This is a genomic window from Halopseudomonas salegens (genome assembly GCF_900105655.1).
Classification (GTDB): Bacteria; Pseudomonadota; Gammaproteobacteria; order Pseudomonadales; family Pseudomonadaceae; genus Halopseudomonas; species Halopseudomonas salegens.
On record NZ_LT629787.1, the window covers coordinates 1,981,477 to 2,003,279 of the forward strand.

Sequence of the window (21,803 nt, forward strand, 5' to 3'; positions counted from 1 at the left end):
CTATCAAGGCCCCCATGAACCACTCTCGTCGCACTGAAGAAAAGCTGAATCGCCGCGAAGCGATCCTTAACGCTGCCGAAACAGTCTTCTTTGATAAAGGATACGAGCGCAGCAGCATGCAGGAGATAGCGCAACAGGCCGAGCTGAGCCGGGCTTTGCTGTACGTCTACTTCAAGGACAAGCCAGCCATCATGCGCGGGATTATCTTGCGGGCCGGGCAGGCACTGAATGCGCGCTTCGAAAAGGTCATCGCGGAAGCCGACACCGGTATGCAGCAAGTAGGAAATATCGGTCGTGCGTATTTTGCATTCAGCCGCGAACAGCCCAATTACTTTGACGCATTAACCCAGGTCAGTGCTTTTGTGGAGCGCGAACAGCCTGACGATTTGACGCTTGAGCTTATCCATTGCGGCGAGCAGATAATGCAGAAAATGGTCGCCTGCCTTGAGCACGGCCTGCGTGATGGCAGTCTGAGCAAGGAGCGCGTCAGCAACCCGACAAAAACGGCGTTTTACCTGAGAGGCAGTTTACACGGAATCATTATGCAGGCCCGGCTGCACAGTGCCGAGGATAGCGACCACCCCGATATGGCCGAGATGGTCGAGTACACCCTGTCGATGCAGAAACACGCGCTGTCACCCTGATGTGGTAACAGCGCCGCTGAGGGAATCAGAGTAGCGCCAGACGCTTTTCCCAGGCTTTGATTTCCTTCTTCGAGCCAGGCCCCAGCAGTTCCAGCGCCTGACGCAGACGAAAACGTGTCAGATCCGGGCCCAGGTGGGCCATGGCGTCCAGTACCGAAACCGAGCTGGCCTGCCCGGTTATCGCCGGAAACAACAAGGGCATCAGGTCGCGCAGCTTCAATTCGAAAGCCCCGGCAATCTGGTTTATCGCTGCGGTGATGCCGTCCTTGTCCCAGTGACGCAACCCTTCCAGCTTCCAGAGCAGCAGTTGCAGGGCTTCACGAACCTGATCTGGCGTCAGTTTCTTGTGCGCAAACAGGGCCGGATCGGGATTCACCTTGCCACTGAGAAACACGGCGGCCAGCGGTAGCATGTCACTGAAGGTTTCCACCCGTGTCTGCAGCAGCGGCACCAGGGGTTTCAGGTACTCGGGATTGAGTGCCCAGGCCTGAGCGGCACGGACAAAAGCCTCGGTATCCAGTTCGCGCAACCACTGGCCGTTGAGCCAGGACAGCTTTTCCACATCGAAAATCGGCCCGCCGAGCGAGACGCGCTGTATATCAAAGTGTTCGACCATCTCGTCGAGGGAGAACTTTTCCCGTTCATCGGGCATCGACCAGCCCATGCGGCCAAGATAATTGACCACTGTTTGCGGCAGATAGCCCATGCGCTCGTAGAAGGTGATACTGGTCGGGTTCTTGCGCTTGGACAGTTTGCTCTTGTCCGGGTTGCGCAGCAGCGGCATGTGACACAGCTCGGGCATATCCCAGCCAAAATACTGATACAGCAACATGTGTTTGGGCGCCGAATTGATCCACTCTTCGCCACGCAATACATGGGTAATGCCCATCAAATGGTCATCCACCACATTGGCCAGGTGATAGGTCGGCAGGCCATCGGCCTTCATCAGCACCTGCATGTCGACCTGCTCCCAGGGAATTTCGATCTCACCGCGGAGCATATCCTGTACCTTGCAGACACCGTCACCAGGCACCTGCATGCGCACTACGTGCGATTCGCCAGCAGCCATTCGGCGCTCGACTTCAGCGGCATCCAGATGCAGGCAATGGCCGTCATAGCCCGGGGTCTGTTTATTGGCCATCTGCTCGGCCCGCAAGCTGTTCAGACGCTCCGCACTGCAGAAGCAACGGAAAGCATGGCCCTGCTCAATCAAGTGTTCGCTGTGTTGCTGGTAAATCGCACTGCGCTCGCTTTGCCGGTAGGGCCCATGCGGGCCACCGACGTCCGGACCTTCATCCCAGTCCAGCCCGAGCCAGCGCAGGGCGTCCAGAATCTGCTGTTCGGATTCTGGCGTCGAGCGCACCTGATCGGTGTCTTCAATGCGCAGGACGAACTGACCACCGTGCTGACGCGCGAAACACTGATTGAACAGGGCAATATAGGCGGTGCCAACGTGGGGGTCGCCGGTGGGCGACGGTGCGATACGGGTACGAACAGTCATGAAATCTCTCTACTGATGGGCCAGCGCCCGAAGGGGTCAATGCCGGCATTCTACCTGAGCGCAGGCCGCGCTTGAATCCTTGCGCTCAGGGAAACGGAGCACAATGCGACAGATGCACCCCGGCTGTCAGGCACCACGCGCAAGGACGCGCCCTCAGTTAATCAATGCCAGCAGCTCCTCGTCGAGACCGAGATTGACCCGCTGTTCCAGCCTGGCAATGACAAAATCGATAAACGCCTTGACCTTCATCGACTGAAAACGCCGAGAAGGATAGAGGGCATACAGCTCGCTGGAAGGCAATGTACAGTGCTCCAACACCCGGCACAATTTGCCCTCCTCCACCTGCGGCTCGGCAATGAAGGCTGGCACATTGATAATACCGGCGCCGGCAATGGCGGCTTCGCGGGCGAAGGTGATGTTGTTCACGGTCAGCACCGGGGTGATAGCGATGTTCGCATCCGGCTCGACAAAGCGCCATTTGCGGCTGCTGTCCATGACGGTATGGATACAGCGGTGCTGCACCAATTCCTGAGGAGACTGCGGGGTACCGTACTCTCGCAGATAGTCCGGACTGGCAAACAACTGTCTGGGGCTGGCCATCATCGGCCGGGCAACCAGGCTGGAATCCTGCGGGCGACCACGATGTATGACCACATCAACGCCCTCTTCCACCGGGTCAATAACCCGCGTCGTAAGATCCACCTCAACCTGAATGGCCGGATAACGGCACATGAACTCACCGACTACGCCACCGAGGAACAACTGGCCAAACTCGATGGGCGAGCTGACGCGCAATAAACCCGTCGGCTCGCTTTGCAGCTGCATGATAGCCTGCTCAGCTTCGGCAAATTCCTGCATGATCTGCCGGCAGCGCTCGTAATAGGCCTGACCGACTTCGGTCAAACGCAGCTTGCGTGTGGTTCGGTTGAGCAGGCGCACGCCGAGCCGTTCTTCCAATTGCACAATCCGTCGACTGACGGTGGACTTCTGCATGCCCAGTGTGGTCGCCGCACTGGTGAAGCTGTGGCACTCGACCACCCGAGTAAAAATCAACGCATCATCCAGACCCATAATACTGTTCCTTGAATGCAACAAAGTTTCCAGATTCCAAACTCTATATAGACATGCGCGACAGTGCTAGTGTTTAGCCAAAGGCACGGAACGCCCATATGCATTCTACATCAACAATAATCATTATCAGGTAAAACTGTGTCCACTCGCGTCCGTTTTCGTCTGTTGGCCTTTTTCTGTGTCGTCCTGCTTGCCTTGGCCGGCTATGGCACTTATTGGTGGCTGATCGGCCAGCACTACACCAGTACCAACAATGCTTATGTGCAGGCTGATATCACGCGCGTCAGCAGCCAACTCCACGGACAGGTCAGCGAGATACGGGTGACCGACAACCAACAGGTTCAACGCGGCGATATTCTGTTGCGACTGGATCCACGTGACCACGAACTGGCCTTGCGCCGCGCGCAGGCCCGGTATGCATCAACGGAAGCTGCCAGCGCCCAGGTCCGTGCCCGACTGGCACAGCAAGACAGCCTGCTGGCCGCAGCCCGTGCCAACGTAGCCGCGCGCGAAGCCGAGCAACAGCGTTACCAGCGCGATTTGCAGCGACTGACGCCACTTTTGCGCTCCGGTTACGCCGCCGTCGAGCAGGAAAGCACCCTGCAAGCCAATCTGGCCATTGCCCGCGCACAACAACAGCAGGCCGAAGCAGCACTGGCCACGCAGAGCCTGGCGGCTGCCAGTCTTGAAGCCGAGCTGTCGCAACTAGCCGCCGATCGGCAGGCCATAGCCAGTGATATCGAGCAAGCGCAATTGAATATTGAACGCAGTGATGTGCGCGCGGCGATTGATGGTGTCGTCGGTCAACGGAACGTGCGTCCTGGTCAGAGCGTGCAGCCCGGGCAACATTTGCTTGCCCTGGTACCACCGGACCAACAGTGGATCCAGGCCAACTTCAAGGAAACCCAGATCAGTCGCATGCGCCCAGGTCAGACAGCAAGCCTGACCCTGGATGCCTTCCCCGGCGAACAGATCGACGGACGCATTGACAGCCTGTTTCCGGCTGCCGGCTCGCAATTCAGCCTGCTACCGGCAGACAACGCCAGCGGCAACTTTACCAAGGTAGTGCAGCGGATTCCGGTGAAAATACTGCCGGATCCGACACACCCGTTGAGTGCCCGGATGCGCCCTGGCATGTCGGTCTCGGTTCGGGTCGACCTGCGTGACGACTGACCTGCGTCCGGAACTGATTTCACCCCCGACACGACGCGACTGGATCGCCATCCTGGCTGCGATTCTCGGGGCATTCATGGCGATTCTGGATATCCAGATCGTCAATGCCTCGCTGAAAGAAATCCAGGGGGCATTGTCAGCCACCCTGGAAGAAGGCTCCTGGATTTCCTCGTCCTACCTGGTCGCTGAAGTGGTGGTCATACCGCTGGCCGCCTGGCTGACCGTTGTGATGTCGCCGCGGCGCTTTGCGGTGAGTATATCCGGGCTTTTCGTGGTTGCTTCACTGCTCTGCTCGATGGCCTGGAGTCTGGAAAGCATGGTGGTCTTCCGGGTACTGCAGGGACTGGCCGGGGGTGCGCTGATCCCCTTTGCTTTCACTCTGGTGCTGACCAGGCTGCCACTGGAAACCCGTCCAAAAGGCATGGCGCTGTTTGCCATTACCGCTACCTTTGCGCCCTCGATCGGCCCCGCCATGGGTGGCTGGCTGACGGAGCATTTTGGTTGGGAGTATATTTTCTACATCAACCTCATTCCCGGCGCCCTGATGATCTCCGGGCTGCTCTATGGTCTGGATAAGCAACCGCCACGCTGGGAGTTACTGCGTCAGGGGGATTACGCCGGCATTCTGACCATGCTGATTGGTCTCGGTTGCCTGCTGGTACTCCTTGAGGAAGGGTATCGCGAGGACTGGTTTGAGTCCGTGACCATGCGGGTACTGGCGCTGATTGCCTTTGTCAGCCTGGTGACTTTCGTGATTCTTCAGCTGTCGCGGGACAACCATCTGGTTAATCTGCGCCTGCTGTCCGAACGCAACTTTCTGCTCGGCAGCCTGGCGAATATCGGTCTCGGGGTCGGGCTGTTCGGTACCATTTTTATCCTGCCGCTCTATCTTGCCCAGGTACAGGCCTATACCCCGCTACAGATTGGCCAGGTAATCATGTGGATGGGGTTGCCGCAACTGCTGGTAATACCGCTGGTACCCCTGCTGATGCGGCATCTTGATGCGCGCTGGATTTGTGCCTGTGGCTTTACTCTGTTTGCCACCGCCAGCTTTCTCAGCGGGCGGCTTAACCTGGACTTTGCCGGCGACCAGTTGCTGGCAATCCAGATCATTCGCGCTATGGGGCAGCCGATGATCCTCGTGCCCTTGTCAATTCTGGCAACCGCATTGATACCACCATCCCAAGCCGGTTCAGCGTCCACACTGTATAACATACTGCGCAATATTGGCGGCGCCCTGGGGATTGCCCTGCTGGCTACCCTGCTGGATAGCCGCAGCAGCGTGTATTACGAGCAATTGCGCGTACATATTCACCCCGGCAACCCGGAACTCGGCGAGCGGCTGGCAATACTTCAGTCCCAGCTGGGCAGTGAACAGGCCGCCTTGCAGGCGCTTCAAAACCAGGTACTGCAACAGGCGCAGATTCTTGCCTACAACGACGCTTTTCACTTTATTGGCGGCATGCTGGCTTTTTCCGTGGTTTGCATTCTGATAACCAAGGCATTGCCGCGTTCCTGAGCGTTCATCAGTAACCATTGAGAAGGCAAAACTGTGCAAGGAACACAACAACCTGGCCACTCATCAAACTGCCACAGGGATTAAGCGGCCCTTTAATATCAGAAAGCTCTTTCAAACTGTCCTTTAGTGCTATATTTGATCGCAACAAGCCATTATTCATCTCGCAATTGCGAGAAATAACTTTACCTAGACCCGGGAGTACTGGAATGACAATGCGGTTTTTTGGCGCCTCGACGACGGCTTTCATTGCCGCTGCCATTCTTTATTCGTCTCCCACCTGGGCGGTTTACTCTCTCAATGGCGATGGCACGCTGACAGATAGCACGTCTTCACTGGTGTGGGACACGTGCCATCTTGGCCAAACCGGCACCGCTTGTACGGGTACCGCCGGGATGTACAGCTGGGCTGGCGCACAAAGTGCCGCTACAACACTGAACCTGGCAGGCCAGCACGGTTTCAATGACTGGTGTGTTCCGACCTTTGCCATTAACAATGCACTCTGGACTAATCAGACCACCACCCTGCCAAACAATATTGCCGACTGGCATTGGACCTCCGACATCATCGGTGGCGGGCAATGGGTAACGAGCTTTGCGAATGGAGCCAATTCGGCAATTGTGACCAGCGCCGTAGCGCGCTTGGTGCGGCACCAGGGCAATGTGTACGGCGTCGACGCGCCCTGCGGGACGACGCTATCAAGCGCAGTGTCGGGTACAACGGCGACAACCACCACTCTGACGGCCACAGTGACCAATGGTGCAAGTGGTACCGGCTACTGGATCGCCATCATTGATGGTGGCACGCCCCCAACGGACGTGCAGGTCCAGGCTGGAGTCTCCTACCCCGGTGCCACAGTCGTCGCCGATGGTTCAGGAGCATTGATGCCGGGCCAGAGCAGCACAACTTTCAACGTTAACGGTTTGAGCGCCAACACAGCGTATTCGGTCTATTTCGTGGCCAGAGACGGTGCTGACAACTTCTCGTCCGTTGTTGGACCCAGAAATATCACGACTAGCGACGCACCTGTACCCGTGATGTTGACTCCGGTGCCGACTTTATCGGCATGGGCGTTGCTTTTGATGTCAAGCTTGCTCAGTGCTGTGGCACTGATGGTACTGCGGCAACGCCGAACCCAGGGCAGCTAGCCACGCTCAACTCAAGTTCTTGCTGCGTCAGGCAGGCGTTAGCCTGCCACGCGGCTAACGCCTGTCTTTCCTGATAAACTGCTTTGCTTTGGCGCTTTGTGCGTTTAAGCGCAGTAAAGCAGTGTTTCCATTCTTTCGTTTGCGCTGAATTATTGTGCCCGTATACCGGTGCTACATCGTCTGGTGGCGTTGCTACATTGTAGCAAGGGCACGCAAAAAACACGCGAAAACGCTAGCAAATGAGCATATAACAGGCACTACAGAATGCAGCAGAAACAGCCCTCCAGCCCAGCAACCACGCGCCCTGGCCCGTCGCGGCGCTTCTGCGTAGCGCCGATGATGGATTGGTCGGATCGTCACTATCGTTACTTTGCCCGCCTGATCAGCCAGCACGCCTTGCTGTACACCGAAATGGTCACCACCGGTGCGATCATTCATGGCGATCGCTCGCGCTTTCTCGGCTATAACGCCGAAGAACAGCCATTGGCTATCCAGCTGGGAGGCAGCAATCCTGAGGAATTGGCGCAGTGTGCCGCCCTTGCGGAACAAGCGGGCTTTGCCGAGGTGAACCTGAATGTCGGTTGCCCCAGCGACCGGGTTCAGAACAACCTGATTGGTGCCTGCCTGATGGGGCATCCCGCGTTGGTGGCGGATGGCGTCAGGGCCATGCGCGAGGCTTGCAAGCTGCCGGTGACAGTCAAACACCGTATCGGCATCAATGGCCGCGACAGCTATGCCGAGTTGTGCGACTTTGTCGGTCAGGTTAAGGAAGCCGGCTGCGAAACCTTTATCGTGCATGCACGCATAGCGATTCTGGAAGGTCTCTCACCCAAGGAAAATCGTGATATCCCGCCACTTCGCTATCCGGTGGTGTATCAGCTCAAGCAGGATTATCCCGGGCTGGAGATCATCATCAATGGCGGACTGGACTCACTGGCGCTGGCCGAGCAGCAATTGGCCCATGTCGATGGTGTCATGCTCGGCCGAGCGGCTTACCACAACCCCTGGCTTCTGGCCGACGTCGATCAGCGCTTTTACGCTGATCCGGCGCCACGCCCGGATCGCTTGCAGGTTCTGGCCGCCATGCGGCCCTACATTGCCCGACATATCGCCGGCGGCGGCAACATGAACCACGTCACCCGGCATATGCTCGGGCTTTTCCAGGGGCTGCCCGGCGCCCGACACTTCCGCCGCACCCTGAGCAGCGACATTCATCGCACCGATGATCCTCTGGCTCTGTATGACCGCCTGATGGCGGATATGCAGGCCCGCATGGCCAAACGGGATTGCTCCCTGTAACAGGCATAGGGTATGGTCAATTCAAACCCTCAGCTATCGAACAGACTATGACCAGCCAACTAGACAGCCTGAAACAACATACCCAGATCGTTGCCGATACCGGTGATATTGAAGCTATACGTCGCCTGCAACCGGTTGACGCCACTACCAATCCCTCGCTACTGCTGAAAGCTGCGCAACAGCCTGCATACAGTCATCTGCTTGACCAGGCGCTGCGCGACTCAGCCGGCAGTTATGAGCGCCTGGCTGATGCCTGTGACCTGTTTGCAATAGCCGTGGGCAAGGAAATCACCCAATTGGTGCCCGGTCGGGTTTCCACTGAAGTCGATGCCCGCCTTTCCTTTGATCGTCGCGCCACCCTGAACAAGGCGCGCAAACTGATTGAGGGCTACGAGCGTAACGGCATTAGCCGCGATCGGGTACTGATCAAGATTGCCGCCACCTGGGAAGGTATTCAGGCTGCCGCCGAGCTGGAAAAAGAAGACATCCAGTGCAACCTCACTTTGTTGTTTTCCTTCGCCCAGGCGCAAGCCTGCGCCGATGCGGGCGTTTACCTGATCTCGCCTTTCGTCGGTCGCATTTACGACTGGTACAAGGCCAGGGAAGGTCGCGATTTCAGTGGCCTGGAAGACCCGGGGGTGGAATCAGTCGCGCGCATCTACCGTTACTACAAGCATCATCTTTACAGCACTGTCGTTATGGGGGCCAGCTTTCGCAACAGCGGACAGATTGCCGCGCTGACTGGCTGTGACCGATTGACCATCAGTCCGGCACTGCTGGAAGAGCTGGCCGCAACGCCTGGCGAACTGACGCCCTCGCCCCTGCTGCAGGGCAGTGCCGAGCCCCGACAGAAACTGGAAGAGATTGATTTTCGCTGGGCCCACAACGAGGATGCCATGGCCACCGAGAAGCTGGCTGAGGGGATTCGAGCATTTGCTGCAGATCAGGTCAAACTGGAACAGCTGCTGGCCAACCGGGCAGCCTCAGCCGCTTGACTCCAGGGTGCTGACCAGATCGCGAAAAGCTTCGCGATTATGCTCATTGAGGTCCATCAGAATACGGTGGGCCTCGAGAACCTTGTCCTTGACCAGTTCCTCCGACAACATTTGCCCCGGCAGATCCTGCAACTCGGTATCAGTCGGTGCCGCCTGGGATACGATATTGAACACCTGATCGAACCCCATGCTTTGCAGCAGGCGGTTCATGTCATCGTGATTGGAAACCAGCGTCGGCAAAAAGCCAACCTTCTGTTGCGAAAGGATGGATAGCTTGGCCAACAAACCCAACGAAGTACTGTCAATCGCTTCGGTTTCACTCAGGTCAATGATAATGGCATCAAAGTTCAACGCACTGAAAATCTTCTCGATATAAGCATCCAGTGCCGCACACAGGGTCAATCTGACGTCACCGATAAACTTGAGCACAAAGGTGCCTTTGGCTTCGGCAAACTGAATTCGACCAGTGTTCATCATTCCTCATTCCTGCTCAGCAACATGACTGAGATATCATCCGGTTTGTTGCCCTGCCCCTGCTCCGGGAGCAGGCTGGAGAGCAATTGTGCAAGGTCGCCGCAAGACGCTTCGAGCAATTGTGGTAGCTGCGCTTCCTTGTCTCTCAGCTTGGCCCCGGGAATACAATCAAGCACGCCATCGGAGCACAGCAACAAGCTGAAGTTGTCAGGGAGGTCGATAGTGCAGTCTTCATAATCGGCATCCCCGAACAAGCCCACCGGCTTGCCTTTGCCGGGCAGATAACGGGCTTTACCGTCTTCCAGCAACAACGGAAGCGGCAGGTGGCCACCAATACTGTACGTCAGTTGGCCCCGCTTTTCATCAATCACGCCACCCAGCATGGTGACATGCTTGCCCAATTTGCAACTGATCAGGCTGCGATTGATATGCCCAAGCACTTCAGAAGGCTTGAAATCAACGCGACCTTCTCCCTCTCGCCGACGCTGCTCGTACAGCAGCCGCGTCGTCATGAACTTGAGCAGAACAGTGACAAAGGCCGACGAAGCGCCATGCCCGGATACATCGGCCAGGTAAAAGGCCAATTGCGTATCCGATACACGGAAATAATCGACAAAATCACCGGACAGGTACAAGGACGGAATGATTTTGTGCTCGAAGCAGAAGGTTCCGCTTCGCCAGGGACTGGGCGGCAGCATGTTGAGCTGAACCTGACGTCCGGCGGCCTGATCATCACGCAATTCTTTGAGGTGGTTTTCCAGCTCGCGATTGGCCAGTTCCAGACGATCACGAATACGCTGGTTCTCACTGCGCAAGCGCGCACGGTCGAGACTGCGGCGTACCGCATGCTCAACCACCAACAAGTCGGAAATCGGTTTGATCAGATAATCACTGGCACCCAACCGCAAGGCTTCAACGACCTCATTCATGTCGCCGGTATCAGATAGCACGACAATCGGCAGTAAAGGGGCTTGCTCGGCCAGCCTTTGCACCAGACTGAAACCGCTGTGATCCGCCATATTGAGGTCACAGATAATCAGTTCCGGGGGATGTTCGGCGAGCAGGGCCTGGCCTTCGGTCACGTCGGCGGCATGCAATACGACAAAGCCAGAGGATTCAAGATGGGACACGACAGCCTGCCGAGCGTGGGCATCGTCGTCAATCACCAACAGTGTCGTACCATTGAGTTGCATATCTTCCCTACATCAACGTCGCCCGATGCGAGACCGGAGTACAGGACGTCGGGGTACTAACTAGCCCAGTCAGACGGGCTGACCGTTTCAAGGTGCAAACACTACTCCCATCGCCGCCAACAGGCAACCACTTCACCGGGGTACAAGGGCAAGCAAAGAAAGCGCTCGCTCCGGCGATCAGCAAATGGAGAAATTTCCGCGATTTTAGTGTTAACTTAACCAGCAGCAAATAATGACAAACCACACCGGGGGATACAGCATGTCCTTTCATGACCAAAAGTACAGCGAAAAGCGCGACTTTATCCGCATGACAGTGGAAACGCCAGCCACGCTGGCCGCAACCGATTTTCCCGAAGGCCTTGCGGTGCAGTGTCAGGATCTGTCCAGCCAGGGCGTTCAGGTTGCCGCACCACGCGAAGTACCCGCCGGCACGCAAGTCGTTCTCAGCATTCCTTCGCCAACACCCAACCTTCCGGGACTTGAAGGCAAGGGTGAAGTGGTCCGCTGCACCCCGGATGATGCAGGCGGATTCACCCTGGGCGTGCGATTCGATCAACTGGGATGATTGTCAATGGCGGCTAAAAGTCGTCTTCGACATAGCCATCATTGATACGGAATTCGCGATTTTGCAGGTAGGCATTGCGAACAAAGATATAACGATCGCCGCGAATCATGCGCTCCTGCTCAAGGATACCGGCGCGGGAATTGACCATATCGGTAGCGTAAGCCAGGTTGCGTGTGCGCACATGAGTAATGTGGCCACCGTATTCATAATTGGCTGCAGTTTCCACCCGCGCTGCCGTATCACGAACCGTGCTTGGCCCCATGAGCGGCAAGACCAGATAAGGCCCGCTATCTACACCCCATATTCCCAGGGTAATACCAAAATCCTGACGATCATGTTCCAGCCCCATCCGCGATGCCACGTCGAACACGCCAACCACGCCCAGGGTACTGTTCAACAAAAAGCGTGACAGGTCGACACTGGCACCGTGCATTTCACCCTGCAATACGTGATTGAAAAAGTTTTTTGGCTCACCCAGGTTGCGGAATACATTGCTCACCCCGTCGTTGACCGGATCGGGCAACACACTATTGTACGCCTTGGAAATCGGCTTGAGCGTGTAAGTGTCGACCGTGTCATTGAAGCGAAAAATCGTCCGATTCATGGGTTCCCAGGGGTCAGGATTACGGGAATCAGCGGAATAATCATCGTCTTCCATGGCTGAAACCGGTGCTACCAGAGCCAACGACAATACGCTGCCAAGCAGTGCAGAGGTCAAGCTATTCAACGGGTTCATCAGGTCAATCTCCATTCGCCAGGCACGGCAATACCTGCATTGTAATCCATTATTCACTCTATCCCAGTGTGTTTTTCGCTGCCAGCTCGCCGTTGTTTTGCAATATTTTTCTGTTGTGCCACCTACAGAAAACAGCCAGGCAGAAGACGCAGGGATACAGCTCGGTTATAGTAAGTACAACCTATCTGCCTGGAGCATGCAATGTCTGCACAACGCCTCAAGTCGCAACTTGAATCGCTGCAAAACACCCTGGATGAAGTGGAAAGCCCCCTGACGGATGAAGAACGCAAAGCCTTGCAAGACGTGGCCGACAGCCTGCAGGCTCGCTTGCTGGCTGTCGAGGCGCAGGAAGAGCTGGAGGCCGACCCGACCCTGGTTGATGGGGTGCATTTGATGGTCGAGCGTTTTGAAGCCGAACACCCGCGTCTGACTGGCACCTTGCGCAACATTATGCAGACACTGTCAAACATGGGCATTTGAGCGACTGCGGGCCCGTTGCAGGGCCCGCGATGGATTCTGGTGTAACCGCTTACTGACGCGCCAGGCGCAGATTTTTCGGCATACCAGGCTGCGTCGATCGCCAAGGATTGATATCCAGCCCGCCACGGCGCAAATAGCGCGCATATACAGTCAATTCGGCGCCCTGCCCCAGTACCCGCAGCAGATCAACAAAAATCCGCTCGACACATTGCTCATGAAAATCTGCATGCTGCCGGAATGAGATCAGGTAGCACAGCAAAGCCTCCTGATCGAGTGCCGGGCCACGATAATCTATCTGGACACTGGCCCAGTCGGGCTGGCCGGTCACCGGGCAATTGGATTTGAGCAGGTGGCTGTACAGACTTTCCGCTACGTTCAGGCCACTGTCTGCCAGTCGAAGCAGCTCAGGGTTGTAGTGATATTCATTGATCGACACATCCAGATCATCCAGGCAGCGTCCTTGAAGCTTGCCGACCCCCTCCTGCAGCAAGACGTCCATGCCCGACAGGTGCACCATGACCGGGCCTTGAGCGGCAACGCTCAGATCCGATTCCAGCGTGCGCACCACATCCGCGCGATCACTGAATACCGTTTGATTGAAAGAGTTAAGGTACAGCTTGAACGATTTGGATTCGACGATCCGCGCCGCCTTTAGCGGAAACACGAACTCCACCGCAGCGACGGCCGGCTTGCCGGATGGCGTCAGCCAGGATAATTCGTAGCAATTCCAGATGTCGGCGCCATTAAAGGGCAACTGTTCAGGTTGCAAACCCAGCTCGGCCCACTTCGGCGCCCGCGCGATGGGAAACAGCAATGAAGGCGTGTAGACACTGACATAGTCACTGGACTTGCCCAGTGGCGATTGTTCGGCCGGATGTTGATCCATGCAAATACCCTCTATTGACGCATGCCGATGCCACGCACCAGCAGCCAGTAACTGATGCTGTAGAGCAAACCAGTAAAGATGAGCATCAGGGTCAATGCAACGCCGATACCGATATCCGACACGCCGAGAATGCCATAACGAAAGGCATTGACCATATGCAGAATGGGATTGATCAGGCTCACTTTCTGCCAGAACTCCGGCAGCATGCTGATCGAATAGAACACCCCGCCCAGGTAGGTCAACGGCGTCAGTACAAAGGTCGGGATAATCGCAATATCATCAAAGGTGCGAGCAAATACGGCATTGATAAAACCACCCAGGGCAAACACCAGCGACGTCAAGAACACCACCGTCACAGTCAACAGAATATTATCAACCTGCAAACGGGTAAACAGGAGCGACATCAGGGTAACAATCAGGCCGACCGCCAGGCCTCGGGCCACACCGCCAAACACATAACCCAGCAGGATGACATGCGGCGACACCGGGGCCACCATCAACTCCTCGATCGAGCGCTGGAATTTGGTACTGAAGAAGCTTGATACCACGTTGGAGTAGCTGTTGGTAATAACAGCCATCATGATCAGGCCCGGCACAATGAAATCGATATAGGGCAAACCGTCCATGTCGCCGATACGCCGGCCGATCAAATTGCCGAAAATCACGAAATACAGCGCCATGGTGATACCCGGAGGCAGCAGCGTTTGCGGCCAGATCCGGGTAAACCGGCGGATTTCCTTGTGCAGGATAGTGGTGAAGGCAATCCAGCTGGTACGCCAGTACATCATTACGCCTCCCCTTGTTTGATTTTGCGCGCATTTTCATCAACCAGCGAGAGAAACAACTCCTCGAGGCGATTGCTGCGATTGCGCAGACTCATGACCTGCACCCCCTGATTGTCCAGCTCGGTAAACAGCGCATTCATACCCTGGTTCTTGTCGACCTGTACCGCCAGAGTGTGCGCGTCAACCAGTTCGAAGGGATAATCGGCCAGACCGAAACCGGCAGGCAGGTCGTCACGGCAGTCGAGCAGGAAAGTCTCGACGTGCAGTTCTTTCAGAAGCGCCTTCATGCTGGTGTTATAGATGATATTGCCCTGGTCGATAATGGCGATGTTGCGACACAGCTGTTCGGCTTCTTCGAGGTAATGGGTGGTGAGAATGATGGTGATGCCCTGGGCATTGATCTCCTGCAGAAACTCCCACATCGAACGACGTATCTCGATATCCACACCCGCAGTCGGCTCATCCAGGATCAACAACCTGGGCTCGTGGATCAGCGCCCGGGCGATCATCAGGCGACGTTTCATGCCCCCGGAAAGCATGCGAGAAGGCACATCCCGCTTGTCCCACAAGCCAAGTCGTCTGAGGTAATGCTCGGCACGCTCGCGGGCACGGGCCAGGGGGATACCGTAGTAGCCCGCCTGATTGATCAGGATATCCATGCATTTTTCAAACTGACTGAAATTGAACTCCTGAGGCACGACGCCGATGCAGTGCTTGGCCGCCATCAACTCACGATCAAGATTGTGCCCGAATACCTCAACCTCACCACGGGTCTTGTTGACCAGCGAGCAGAGGATCCCGATGGTAGTCGACTTGCCAGCCCCGTTCGGGCCCAGCAAGGCGAAAAAGTCGCCCTGCTGCACCTCCAGGTCGATACCTTTCAGCGCCGAAAAACCATTGCCATAGACTTTTTCCAGCCCGCGAATACGAATTGCTGCCGTCATGCCGAATCCTTACCACGAAATAGGAGTTAACAATGGGGGCCCGACAGGTAAATTCAAGCCCGACGAAAAACCAGCTATGCTGTACGAGAGTGCCATCAACTACAACCAGGAGTGTTAAATGTTGACCCTACTCTGGCTGCTCGGCCTGATTCTCTGTGTTGCCGCCCTTGCCTACTATCGTAGCGGCCTGCTTAACGGCAGCCTGGCAACAGCTGTCTACCTTGTCGTGCTGACTCTGGTCAGTCCGGTGCATTGGGTTATTACCCTGCTGCTGTGGGTGGTTTTCCTCGGCATCGCCGTCCCCCTGAACCTGACTGAATGGCGGCGGCGCAGTATCAGTGCTCCCCTGTTCCAGTGGTTCAAGAAAGTGCTGCCCCCCTTGTCGGACACCGAACAGGAAGCGCTGGATGCCGGCACTGTATGGTGGGATGGCGACCTGTTCAGCGGCCGTCCTGACTGGAACAAGCTGCACAGCATACCCCAGCCGGTACTTACGGATGAAGAGAAGGCTTTTCTCGATGGCCCGGTGGAAGACCTTTGCCGGATGACTGACGAGTGGGAGATCACCACGGAACGTCAGGACCTGACTGAAGACATGTGGAATTTCATCAAGTCCAACGGATTCTTCGGTCTGATCATTCCCAAGGAATACGGTGGCAAAGGGTTTTCCGCCTATGCCCATTCACAGATTGCAATGAAACTGGCCAGCCGCAGCGGTGACCTTGGCTCGACCGTCATGGTACCCAACTCACTGGGGCCGGCGGAGTTGCTGATGCAATACGGTACCGATGCGCAGAAAGACCATTATCTGCCACGCTTGTCCAAGGGCCAGGATGTTCCCTGCTTTGCACTGACGTCTGCCGAAGCGGGCTCGGATGCCGGAGCGATGCCGGACAAAGGGGTTATCTGCAAGGGTCAATGGCAGGGTGAAGAGGTCATTGGTCTGAAAGTGACCTGGGAGAAGCGCTACATCACTCTGGGGCCAGTGGCTACGGTACTGGGTCTGGCCTTCAAGGCCTTTGATCCAGAGCATCTGCTGGGCGACGAAGAAGAGCTGGGAATTACGCTGGCACTGATTCCGACCGAAACACCCGGGGTCGAAATCGGCCGTCGTCATTTCCCGCTGAATGCCGCCTTTATGAATGGTCCCAACTCGGGCAAGGATGTGTTCATTCCGATGGACTACCTGATTGGCGGCCAGGACATGATCGGTCAGGGCTGGAAGATGCTGATGAATTGCCTCTCGGTCGGCCGGTCAATTTCCTTGCCGGCCGGGGGTACCGGTGCCGCCAAGATGACCAGTATGACAACTGGCGCCTATGCGCGCATCCGCCGTCAGTTCAATATGCCGATTGGTGAATTCGAGGGCATCCAGGAAGCCCTGGCGCGGATCGGCGGCAATACTTATGTGATGGATGCCACGCGTACCATGACCGCTGGCGCAGTCGATCTGGGTGAAAAGCCCTCGGTACTCTCGGCTGTGGTCAAGTACCACCTGACCGAACGCATGCGTGAATGCGTGAATGACGCCATGGACGTTCATGGCGGCAAAGGTATTTGCATGGGGCCGAAAAACTACCTGGGGCGGGGTTACCAGTCGGTACCGATCTCGATCACGGTGGAAGGGGCCAATATCCTCACCCGCAACATGATGATCTTTGGTCAAGGCGCCATACGCTGCCATCCCTTCGTGCTGCGCGAAATGCAGTTGACCCAGGAAAAAGACAGCGGCAAGGCCTTGCAGCAATTCGATCAACTACTGTTCGAGCACATTGGCTTTGCTGTTGGCAACGCTGCTGGCAGCCTGCTGCTGGGCCTGACCGGTGGTCGACTGGCGAAAGTTCCGGAACATGCCGACACCCGTCGCTATTATCGACAACTGAGTCGGCTGGCTGCCGCCTTTGCCACCCTGACTGATACCAGCATGTTGATCCTGGGTGGCGAGCTGAAGCGCCGTGAACGCATTTCTGCCCGCCTGGGTGATGTGCTCAGCAACCTGTATCTGGCCAGCGCCACGCTCAAGCATTACGAAGACCAGGGCCGCCCCGAGGAAGACCTGCCGTTCGTACGCTGGGGTGTCGAAGACCTGTTGGCAAAAACCGAGCAGGCAATGCATGAAACCTTGCTCAACTTTCCCGATCGCCGGATTGGCTGGCTGCTGCGCCCGATCATTTTCCCGCTGGGCCGTCGCCTGAGCCCACCGGCAGATCGTATTGGGGCCGAAGTCGCCCGTCGCCTGATGACTCCGGGTGCCGCTCGGGATCGCCTGCTGGAAGGCTGCTATGTCAGCAAGGACGCCGACGATGTCACTGGCCTGCTCAACCACACGCTGGAATTGATCATGACCACCGATCCCCTGGAAGTTCGCATCGCCAAAGCCATTCACAAAGGCGAATTGAACGTGGAACCGGGTCATGACGAGCTGGCAATGGCTGCCGAGAGCGGTGTCGTGACCGCCCAGGAAGCCGAAAAAGTGCGTCAGGCTCGTGCCGCTCGTGAAGCAGTCATCGCGGTTGATGACTTTTCTCCTGAGTCAATGCAGCCTGCGGCGAGCAAAAGTGCCGCGTCCAAACCCCGCGGCAAGAAGAAACCGGCCGTAACACCAGCCGAGTAAACCCACCCCGGTCGCGGATCGCCCCGGCGATCCGCGGTCTGTTAGAATGCGCGCTTACGGCAATCAACCGGAGCTGCGACACCATGCCCGTCACCCTCAGCTATCACGACTACCACCTCGCCCTGCTGAAAAGCCTGTTCGATACCCTGCGCGCGCAAGCCATGCTGATGGAGCAGGTGCCCGAGGAAAGCAATCAACTGTTTTTCGAACGCTTCGAGGAATTGATCGAACAACTTGAGCAAGGCGAGCAGGACAGCCTCTACAAGGGGCAGGACATCATCTGCCAGATCATCAGTCGCTACCCACAGATCGCCCAACTGATTCCACGTGACCTGCTGTGGTATTTCGGTGGCGACTGCCTGCATTTCATGCCGGACGAAGAGATTGTCAAATACCAGCAGCTCGATGAGCTGCAAGCAGAGGCACTGGATAGAGGCGAAGACTTTGACTGGGTATCAGCGCGGCAAGCAGCCTTCTGAGCCCGGCTCCGGGCTCAGAAGGCAACATAACATGAACTGTCACGCGCGAGGCAGGGTGACTCCGCGCTGCCCCTGATACTTGCCCCCACGGTCGCGGTAGGATATTTCACAGGGCTCATCAGATTCGAAGAACAGCATCTGCGCCACGCCTTCGTTGGCATAGATTTTTGCCGGCAAGGTCGTGGTGTTGGAAAATTCCAGCGTCACATGCCCTTCCCATTCCGGTTCCAGCGGCGTGACGTTGACTATAATACCGCACCGGGCATAGGTGCTTTTGCCCAGACAAATAGTCAGCACATTGCGCGGAATACGGAAATATTCGACGGTGCGTGCCAGGGCAAAAGAGTTCGGTGGAATGATGCAGACATCACTCTTGATATCGACGAAGCTGTTTTCATCGAAATGCTTGGGGTCTACGGTTGCCGAATGAATATTGGTAAACACCTTGAATTCATCGGCACAGCGCACGTCATAACCGTAGCTGGACACCCCATAGGAAATCACCCGATCGCCCTCGGCGCCGCGCACCTGACGCTCGACATAAGGTTCAATCATGCCCTGTTCCTGGGACATGCGACGTATCCAACGGTCTGATTTGATGCTCATGGGGCAGTCCTGCTCGAAGAAAAAAGTGCGTGCATGTTAACGGGTAATGTGCAGCGGCAAAAGCCCTGTTGCAGAATGCTGCCCTCCCCCTCAAGGAACCGGGTTCAGGCTTCAAGCGCTCACGAAGCCCACCAGCGGCGCAACAGCGAAACCCAGGCCTGATCAGTCATCACTGATACTGATCTGCGGCCCACCGGCATCATCATTCGCACGCTCAGCCAATCGCGCCCCGACATGCCGGGCAATATCCTGATAGAGCATGCTGATCTGGCACTCTGGCTCGGCAATCACCGTAGGTGTTCCGCCATCCGACTGTTCGCGAATCATCATCGACAACGGCATAGAGGCCAACAGGTCGACACCATATTGCTCGGCGAGCTTTTCGCCGCCACCGGCACCAAACAGATGTTCGGCATGGCCACAATTCGAGCAAATGTGCACAGCCATATTCTCGACCACACCCAGCACCGGAATATGCACCTTGTGGAACATTTCGATGCCTTTCTTCGCATCCAGCAAGGCCAGATCCTGGGGGGTGGTGACAATCACCGCACCGCTCACCGGTACTTTCTGTGCCAGGGTCAGTTGGATATCACCAGTGCCCGGCGGCATATCCACCACCAGGTAATCCAGCTCATCCCAATGCGTCTGGGTCAGCAACTGCAAGAGCGCGCCGGACACCATGGGGCCGCGCCAAACCGCTGGCGTGTTGTCATCCAGCAGAAAAGCCATGGACATCACCTGTATGCCGTGGGCTGTTGGTGGTACGAACCACTTCTCATCACGCACTTCAGGGCGGGTACCTTCAGGCAAACCCAGCATCAACCCCATGCTGGGGCCGTATATGTCCGCATCCAGGACACCAACCCGGGCGCCTTCCCGATGCAAAGCCAGGGCCAGATTGACGGCAGTAGTGGATTTGCCCACCCCACCTTTGCCCGAGGCCACCGCGATAATATTACGCACCTTGTCCATACCTGCCAGTGAGCCCTGCACTGGCGCCCGCGCTACCACGCATCGCACGTTGACAATGGCGGATGCGACGCCGGGGACAGCTTCAACGGCCACCTGCAACATCTGGCCAATACCGGGGCACAGGCTGTTGGCTGCGTAACCCAGCTCCAGCTCGACACGCACCTGATCCTGCTCAATCTGCAACTCGCGCAAGCAACCGGCACTGATCAGGTCGGTGTTCAGGTATGGGTCACGGTAATTTTTCAGCGCCGCTTCCACGGCTGAGTGCTCGATCATATTCATTTGCTAGCTCCGGCATCTGGCCTGGAAAAACATCAGACGGCTATCCTACTGCCTGCCTGCGGCAACGCAAGGCGATACCGGGTTTTCTTTGCTGCAAAACGACAACACACCGCAATTGCGGTGTGTTGTCATCTCATCCGGCACTTGATCACTGCATGCCGGTTACTGATTCAAAGGTTCACTCGGTCATGGTTTCCGCCGCATCGTCGGCAAGAGACTCAGCTTCGTCTGCTGCCGCCTCGGCAGCGTCTTCTGCTTCATCCATGGCATCTTCAGCTGCGGACTCAACGTTGTCAGACGTGGATTCCTGCGCCTCATCCACCATGTCCAGCAGCACCTGCATCAGACGAGTACCGCGCTCACCCACCATCTCGGCGAAAGTGTCACGCACCGGCAGACTCCGCTCGCGGAAGGCTTCACGCTCTTCAGCCGTCAGGTAAACCAGTTCAATGTCACTGTTCTCGGTGATGATATCCAGACGCTCGTTGTTCAGTTCGGTCTGAACGGCATGGATGTAGGGCACCAATGCTTCAACGGCTTCTTCGATAACAGTCTTGTGCTCGTCACTCAGACCATCATAAAAATCCTTGTTGGCCATGAAAGTGGCGATAAACTGCGCCTGATTGGCAAAAATCAGATAATCCTGTACCTGATAAAAGTCCATCTCCTGATGCGCGAATACCGGCTGGATGTTGCCGTCGATCTGACCCAGTTGCATACCGCTGAACAGCTCGCCGTATTCCATGGTGGTCGGGTCGGCACCGTAAGCCTGGTAAGTTTCGCGCAGCAGGCGGTTATCCATGGTACGAATAGCTACCCCGGCAAACTCCTCTGGAGTACGAATTTCCTGGTTGGCACTCCATACCTGCCAGCCTTCCGGCACGACAGCCAGCGGATGCAAATCACGCTCACGGAAAGAATCGAGCAGATCGGGATGTTTGCGAAACGCCGGATCATTGAGCACTTGCGCGTTGGTCCACTCGTCATCAGTCAACACGAAGTTGAGGCTGAACAGCTGCGACTCAGGCACCGTACCGCCGAGGAAACCGGAACCAAATGCAAAGTCTACGGCACCAGACTGCACCTGATCGTAGATGTCGGTCAGCCCACCCAGTTGACCATAGGTATAGATGCGCACATCCACTTCACCGTCGGTCTTCTGGTTGACCAGCTCGGCAAAGTGAGCTGCATATTCATACTGCACACTGCCTTCGATCTCTTCGATGGCAAAACCCCAGGTTACTGTTTCCATCGCCTCAGGTTCTGCCGGATCCGTCGTGGTAGTGACTTCGGGTTCATCCGAGCCACACGCTGCCAGCATTACTGCAGCTGCCAGACCGATACAGCCATTACGCCATTTCATGGAACGCTCCTTTTCAATTGTTCGTAATAACAAATTAACCTTAACACATGAAACCCAGCTGTCCATTCCGTGCA

21 protein-coding genes are annotated in these 21,803 nt (G+C 56.5%); 10 read left to right on the top strand and 11 right to left on the bottom strand.

The genetic code is table 11. The annotated features are described in order from the left end of the window. The first annotated feature begins 14 nt into the window (after window positions 1–14). Window positions 15–644, top strand: coding sequence for a TetR/AcrR family transcriptional regulator (locus BLU07_RS08885; protein ID WP_172830108.1), 630 nt, complete (start codon window positions 15–17; stop codon window positions 642–644). Between the two features lie 25 nt (window positions 645–669). On the opposite strand, the gene gltX is transcribed toward BLU07_RS08885, so the two are convergent. After that, window positions 670–2,145, bottom strand: a complete 1,476-nt coding sequence (gene gltX / locus BLU07_RS08890; RefSeq protein ID WP_092386136.1) for a glutamate--tRNA ligase — start codon at window positions 2,143–2,145, stop codon at window positions 670–672. 153 nt (window positions 2,146–2,298) lie between these two features. Continuing rightward, the gene (locus tag BLU07_RS08895) at window positions 2,299–3,216 is read right to left on the bottom strand and encodes a LysR family transcriptional regulator (protein ID WP_092386138.1); all 918 of its coding nucleotides are present in this window, start codon (window positions 3,214–3,216) and stop codon (window positions 2,299–2,301) included. A 138-nt stretch (window positions 3,217–3,354) separates the two neighbouring features. Here BLU07_RS08895 and BLU07_RS08900 point away from each other — a divergent pair, with 138 nt between their 5' ends. From BLU07_RS08900 to tal, 5 genes are all read left to right on the top strand, one after another. After that, window positions 3,355–4,389 carry an HlyD family secretion protein gene (locus BLU07_RS08900; RefSeq protein ID WP_092386140.1) on the top strand — a complete coding sequence of 345 codons (1,035 nt, stop codon included), beginning with the start codon at window positions 3,355–3,357 and terminating at the stop codon, window positions 4,387–4,389. Further along, window positions 4,379–5,908: a DHA2 family efflux MFS transporter permease subunit gene (locus BLU07_RS08905; protein WP_231701613.1), complete on the top strand. Its 1,530-nt coding sequence runs from the start codon at window positions 4,379–4,381 to the stop codon at window positions 5,906–5,908. The genes BLU07_RS08900 and BLU07_RS08905 overlap by 11 nt, the downstream gene beginning before the upstream one ends. Before the next feature lie 206 nt (window positions 5,909–6,114). After that, a complete protein-coding gene (locus tag BLU07_RS08910; RefSeq protein ID WP_092386142.1) occupies window positions 6,115–7,053 on the top strand; it encodes an Lcl C-terminal domain-containing protein in 939 nt (312 codons plus the stop codon). Between the two features lie 264 nt (window positions 7,054–7,317). Then, window positions 7,318–8,352: a tRNA dihydrouridine(20/20a) synthase DusA gene (dusA, locus tag BLU07_RS08915; protein ID WP_092386144.1), complete on the top strand. Its 1,035-nt coding sequence runs from the start codon at window positions 7,318–7,320 to the stop codon at window positions 8,350–8,352. A 47-nt stretch (window positions 8,353–8,399) separates the two neighbouring features. Continuing rightward, window positions 8,400–9,347, top strand: coding sequence for a transaldolase (gene tal / locus BLU07_RS08920; RefSeq protein WP_092386146.1), 948 nt, complete (start codon window positions 8,400–8,402; stop codon window positions 9,345–9,347). Here the strand turns inward: tal and rssC are convergent. Both rssC and BLU07_RS08930 read right to left on the bottom strand, forming a co-directional pair. Beyond that, a complete protein-coding gene (gene rssC, locus BLU07_RS08925) occupies window positions 9,336–9,821 on the bottom strand; it encodes an anti-sigma factor antagonist RssC (protein ID WP_092389720.1) in 486 nt (161 codons plus the stop codon). The two genes, tal and rssC, sit on opposite strands and share 12 nt — an antisense overlap. Then, window positions 9,821–11,014: a PP2C family protein-serine/threonine phosphatase gene (locus tag BLU07_RS08930; protein WP_092386148.1), complete on the bottom strand. Its 1,194-nt coding sequence runs from the start codon at window positions 11,012–11,014 to the stop codon at window positions 9,821–9,823. The genes rssC and BLU07_RS08930 overlap by 1 nt, the downstream gene beginning before the upstream one ends. Window positions 11,015–11,273: 259 nt before the next feature. Between BLU07_RS08930 and BLU07_RS08935 the strand changes: the two genes are divergently transcribed. Then, complete coding sequence (locus tag BLU07_RS08935) at window positions 11,274–11,579, top strand: PilZ domain-containing protein (RefSeq protein WP_231701614.1); 306 nt, start codon at window positions 11,274–11,276, stop codon at window positions 11,577–11,579. A gap of 13 nt (window positions 11,580–11,592) precedes the next feature. Here BLU07_RS08935 and BLU07_RS08940 read toward each other — a convergent pair whose 3' ends face one another. Next, window positions 11,593–12,315, bottom strand: coding sequence for an MlaA family lipoprotein (locus BLU07_RS08940; RefSeq protein ID WP_231701615.1), 723 nt, complete (start codon window positions 12,313–12,315; stop codon window positions 11,593–11,595). Window positions 12,316–12,516: 201 nt separating this feature from the next. On the opposite strand from BLU07_RS08940, the gene BLU07_RS08945 reads away from it, so the two are divergent. Beyond that, entirely contained in the window at window positions 12,517–12,795 is a 279-nt protein-coding gene (locus BLU07_RS08945; RefSeq protein ID WP_092386154.1) for a DUF4404 family protein, read from the top strand. Window positions 12,796–12,844: 49 nt separating this feature from the next. Here BLU07_RS08945 and queF read toward each other — a convergent pair whose 3' ends face one another. Genes queF through BLU07_RS08960 form a run of 3 tightly spaced genes read right to left on the bottom strand, consistent with a single transcriptional unit; the run spans window position 12,845 to window position 15,410 of the window. Beyond that, entirely contained in the window at window positions 12,845–13,681 is an 837-nt protein-coding gene (gene queF / locus BLU07_RS08950) for an NADPH-dependent 7-cyano-7-deazaguanine reductase QueF (RefSeq protein ID WP_092386156.1), read from the bottom strand. Window positions 13,682–13,692: 11 nt separating this feature from the next. Continuing rightward, window positions 13,693–14,469 (bottom strand): ABC transporter permease, encoded by a 777-nt coding sequence (locus tag BLU07_RS08955; RefSeq protein ID WP_092386158.1) that lies wholly within the window; start codon window positions 14,467–14,469, stop codon window positions 13,693–13,695. Then, window positions 14,469–15,410, bottom strand: a complete 942-nt coding sequence (locus tag BLU07_RS08960; protein WP_092386160.1) for an ABC transporter ATP-binding protein — start codon at window positions 15,408–15,410, stop codon at window positions 14,469–14,471. Before BLU07_RS08960 ends, BLU07_RS08955 begins: the two co-directional genes overlap by 1 nt. Window positions 15,411–15,531: 121 nt before the next feature. Between BLU07_RS08960 and BLU07_RS08965 the strand changes: the two genes are divergently transcribed. Together BLU07_RS08965 and BLU07_RS08970 are read left to right on the top strand one after the other, a co-directional pair. After that, window positions 15,532–18,024, top strand: coding sequence for an acyl-CoA dehydrogenase (locus tag BLU07_RS08965; protein WP_092389722.1), 2,493 nt, complete (start codon window positions 15,532–15,534; stop codon window positions 18,022–18,024). Between the two features lie 83 nt (window positions 18,025–18,107). Then, window positions 18,108–18,503, top strand: coding sequence for a PA2817 family protein (locus BLU07_RS08970; protein ID WP_092386162.1), 396 nt, complete (start codon window positions 18,108–18,110; stop codon window positions 18,501–18,503). Window positions 18,504–18,542: 39 nt separating this feature from the next. On the opposite strand, the gene dcd is transcribed toward BLU07_RS08970, so the two are convergent. The 3 genes from dcd to dctP form a co-directional block, all read right to left on the bottom strand. Next, complete coding sequence (dcd, locus tag BLU07_RS08975) at window positions 18,543–19,109, bottom strand: dCTP deaminase (protein ID WP_092386164.1); 567 nt, start codon at window positions 19,107–19,109, stop codon at window positions 18,543–18,545. A 162-nt stretch (window positions 19,110–19,271) separates the two neighbouring features. Next, a complete protein-coding gene (gene apbC / locus BLU07_RS08980; RefSeq protein ID WP_092386166.1) occupies window positions 19,272–20,366 on the bottom strand; it encodes an iron-sulfur cluster carrier protein ApbC in 1,095 nt (364 codons plus the stop codon). Window positions 20,367–20,544: 178 nt separating this feature from the next. Further along, on the bottom strand, window positions 20,545–21,729 hold the full coding sequence (dctP, locus tag BLU07_RS08985) for a TRAP transporter substrate-binding protein DctP (RefSeq protein WP_092386168.1): 1,185 nt from the start codon (window positions 21,727–21,729) through the stop codon (window positions 20,545–20,547). Between the last annotated feature and the right edge of the window lie 74 nt (window positions 21,730–21,803).

Bases quoted from the DNA above. Each gene is read 5' to 3' on its own strand.
- BLU07_RS08885 (WP_172830108.1), top strand. From the start codon at position 15: ATGAACCACTCTCGTCGCACTGAAGAAAAGCTGAATCGCCGCGAAGCG.
- gltX (WP_092386136.1), bottom strand. From the start codon at position 2,145: ATGACTGTTCGTACCCGTATCGCACCGTCGCCCACCGGCGACCCCCAC.
- BLU07_RS08895 (WP_092386138.1), bottom strand. From the start codon at position 3,216: ATGGGTCTGGATGATGCGTTGATTTTTACTCGGGTGGTCGAGTGCCAC.
- BLU07_RS08910 (WP_092386142.1), top strand. From the start codon at position 6,115: ATGACAATGCGGTTTTTTGGCGCCTCGACGACGGCTTTCATTGCCGCT.
- dusA (WP_092386144.1), top strand. From the start codon at position 7,318: ATGCAGCAGAAACAGCCCTCCAGCCCAGCAACCACGCGCCCTGGCCCG.
- tal (WP_092386146.1), top strand. From the start codon at position 8,400: ATGACCAGCCAACTAGACAGCCTGAAACAACATACCCAGATCGTTGCC.
- rssC (WP_092389720.1), bottom strand. From the start codon at position 9,821: ATGAACACTGGTCGAATTCAGTTTGCCGAAGCCAAAGGCACCTTTGTG.
- BLU07_RS08930 (WP_092386148.1), bottom strand. From the start codon at position 11,014: ATGCAACTCAATGGTACGACACTGTTGGTGATTGACGACGATGCCCAC.
- BLU07_RS08935 (WP_231701614.1), top strand. From the start codon at position 11,274: ATGTCCTTTCATGACCAAAAGTACAGCGAAAAGCGCGACTTTATCCGC.
- BLU07_RS08940 (WP_231701615.1), bottom strand. From the start codon at position 12,315: ATGAACCCGTTGAATAGCTTGACCTCTGCACTGCTTGGCAGCGTATTG.
- BLU07_RS08945 (WP_092386154.1), top strand. From the start codon at position 12,517: ATGTCTGCACAACGCCTCAAGTCGCAACTTGAATCGCTGCAAAACACC.
- queF (WP_092386156.1), bottom strand. From the start codon at position 13,681: ATGGATCAACATCCGGCCGAACAATCGCCACTGGGCAAGTCCAGTGAC.
- BLU07_RS08955 (WP_092386158.1), bottom strand. From the start codon at position 14,469: ATGATGTACTGGCGTACCAGCTGGATTGCCTTCACCACTATCCTGCAC.
- BLU07_RS08960 (WP_092386160.1), bottom strand. From the start codon at position 15,410: ATGACGGCAGCAATTCGTATTCGCGGGCTGGAAAAAGTCTATGGCAAT.
- BLU07_RS08970 (WP_092386162.1), top strand. From the start codon at position 18,108: ATGCCCGTCACCCTCAGCTATCACGACTACCACCTCGCCCTGCTGAAA.
- dcd (WP_092386164.1), bottom strand. From the start codon at position 19,109: ATGAGCATCAAATCAGACCGTTGGATACGTCGCATGTCCCAGGAACAG.
- apbC (WP_092386166.1), bottom strand. From the start codon at position 20,366: ATGAATATGATCGAGCACTCAGCCGTGGAAGCGGCGCTGAAAAATTAC.
- dctP (WP_092386168.1), bottom strand. From the start codon at position 21,729: ATGAAATGGCGTAATGGCTGTATCGGTCTGGCAGCTGCAGTAATGCTG.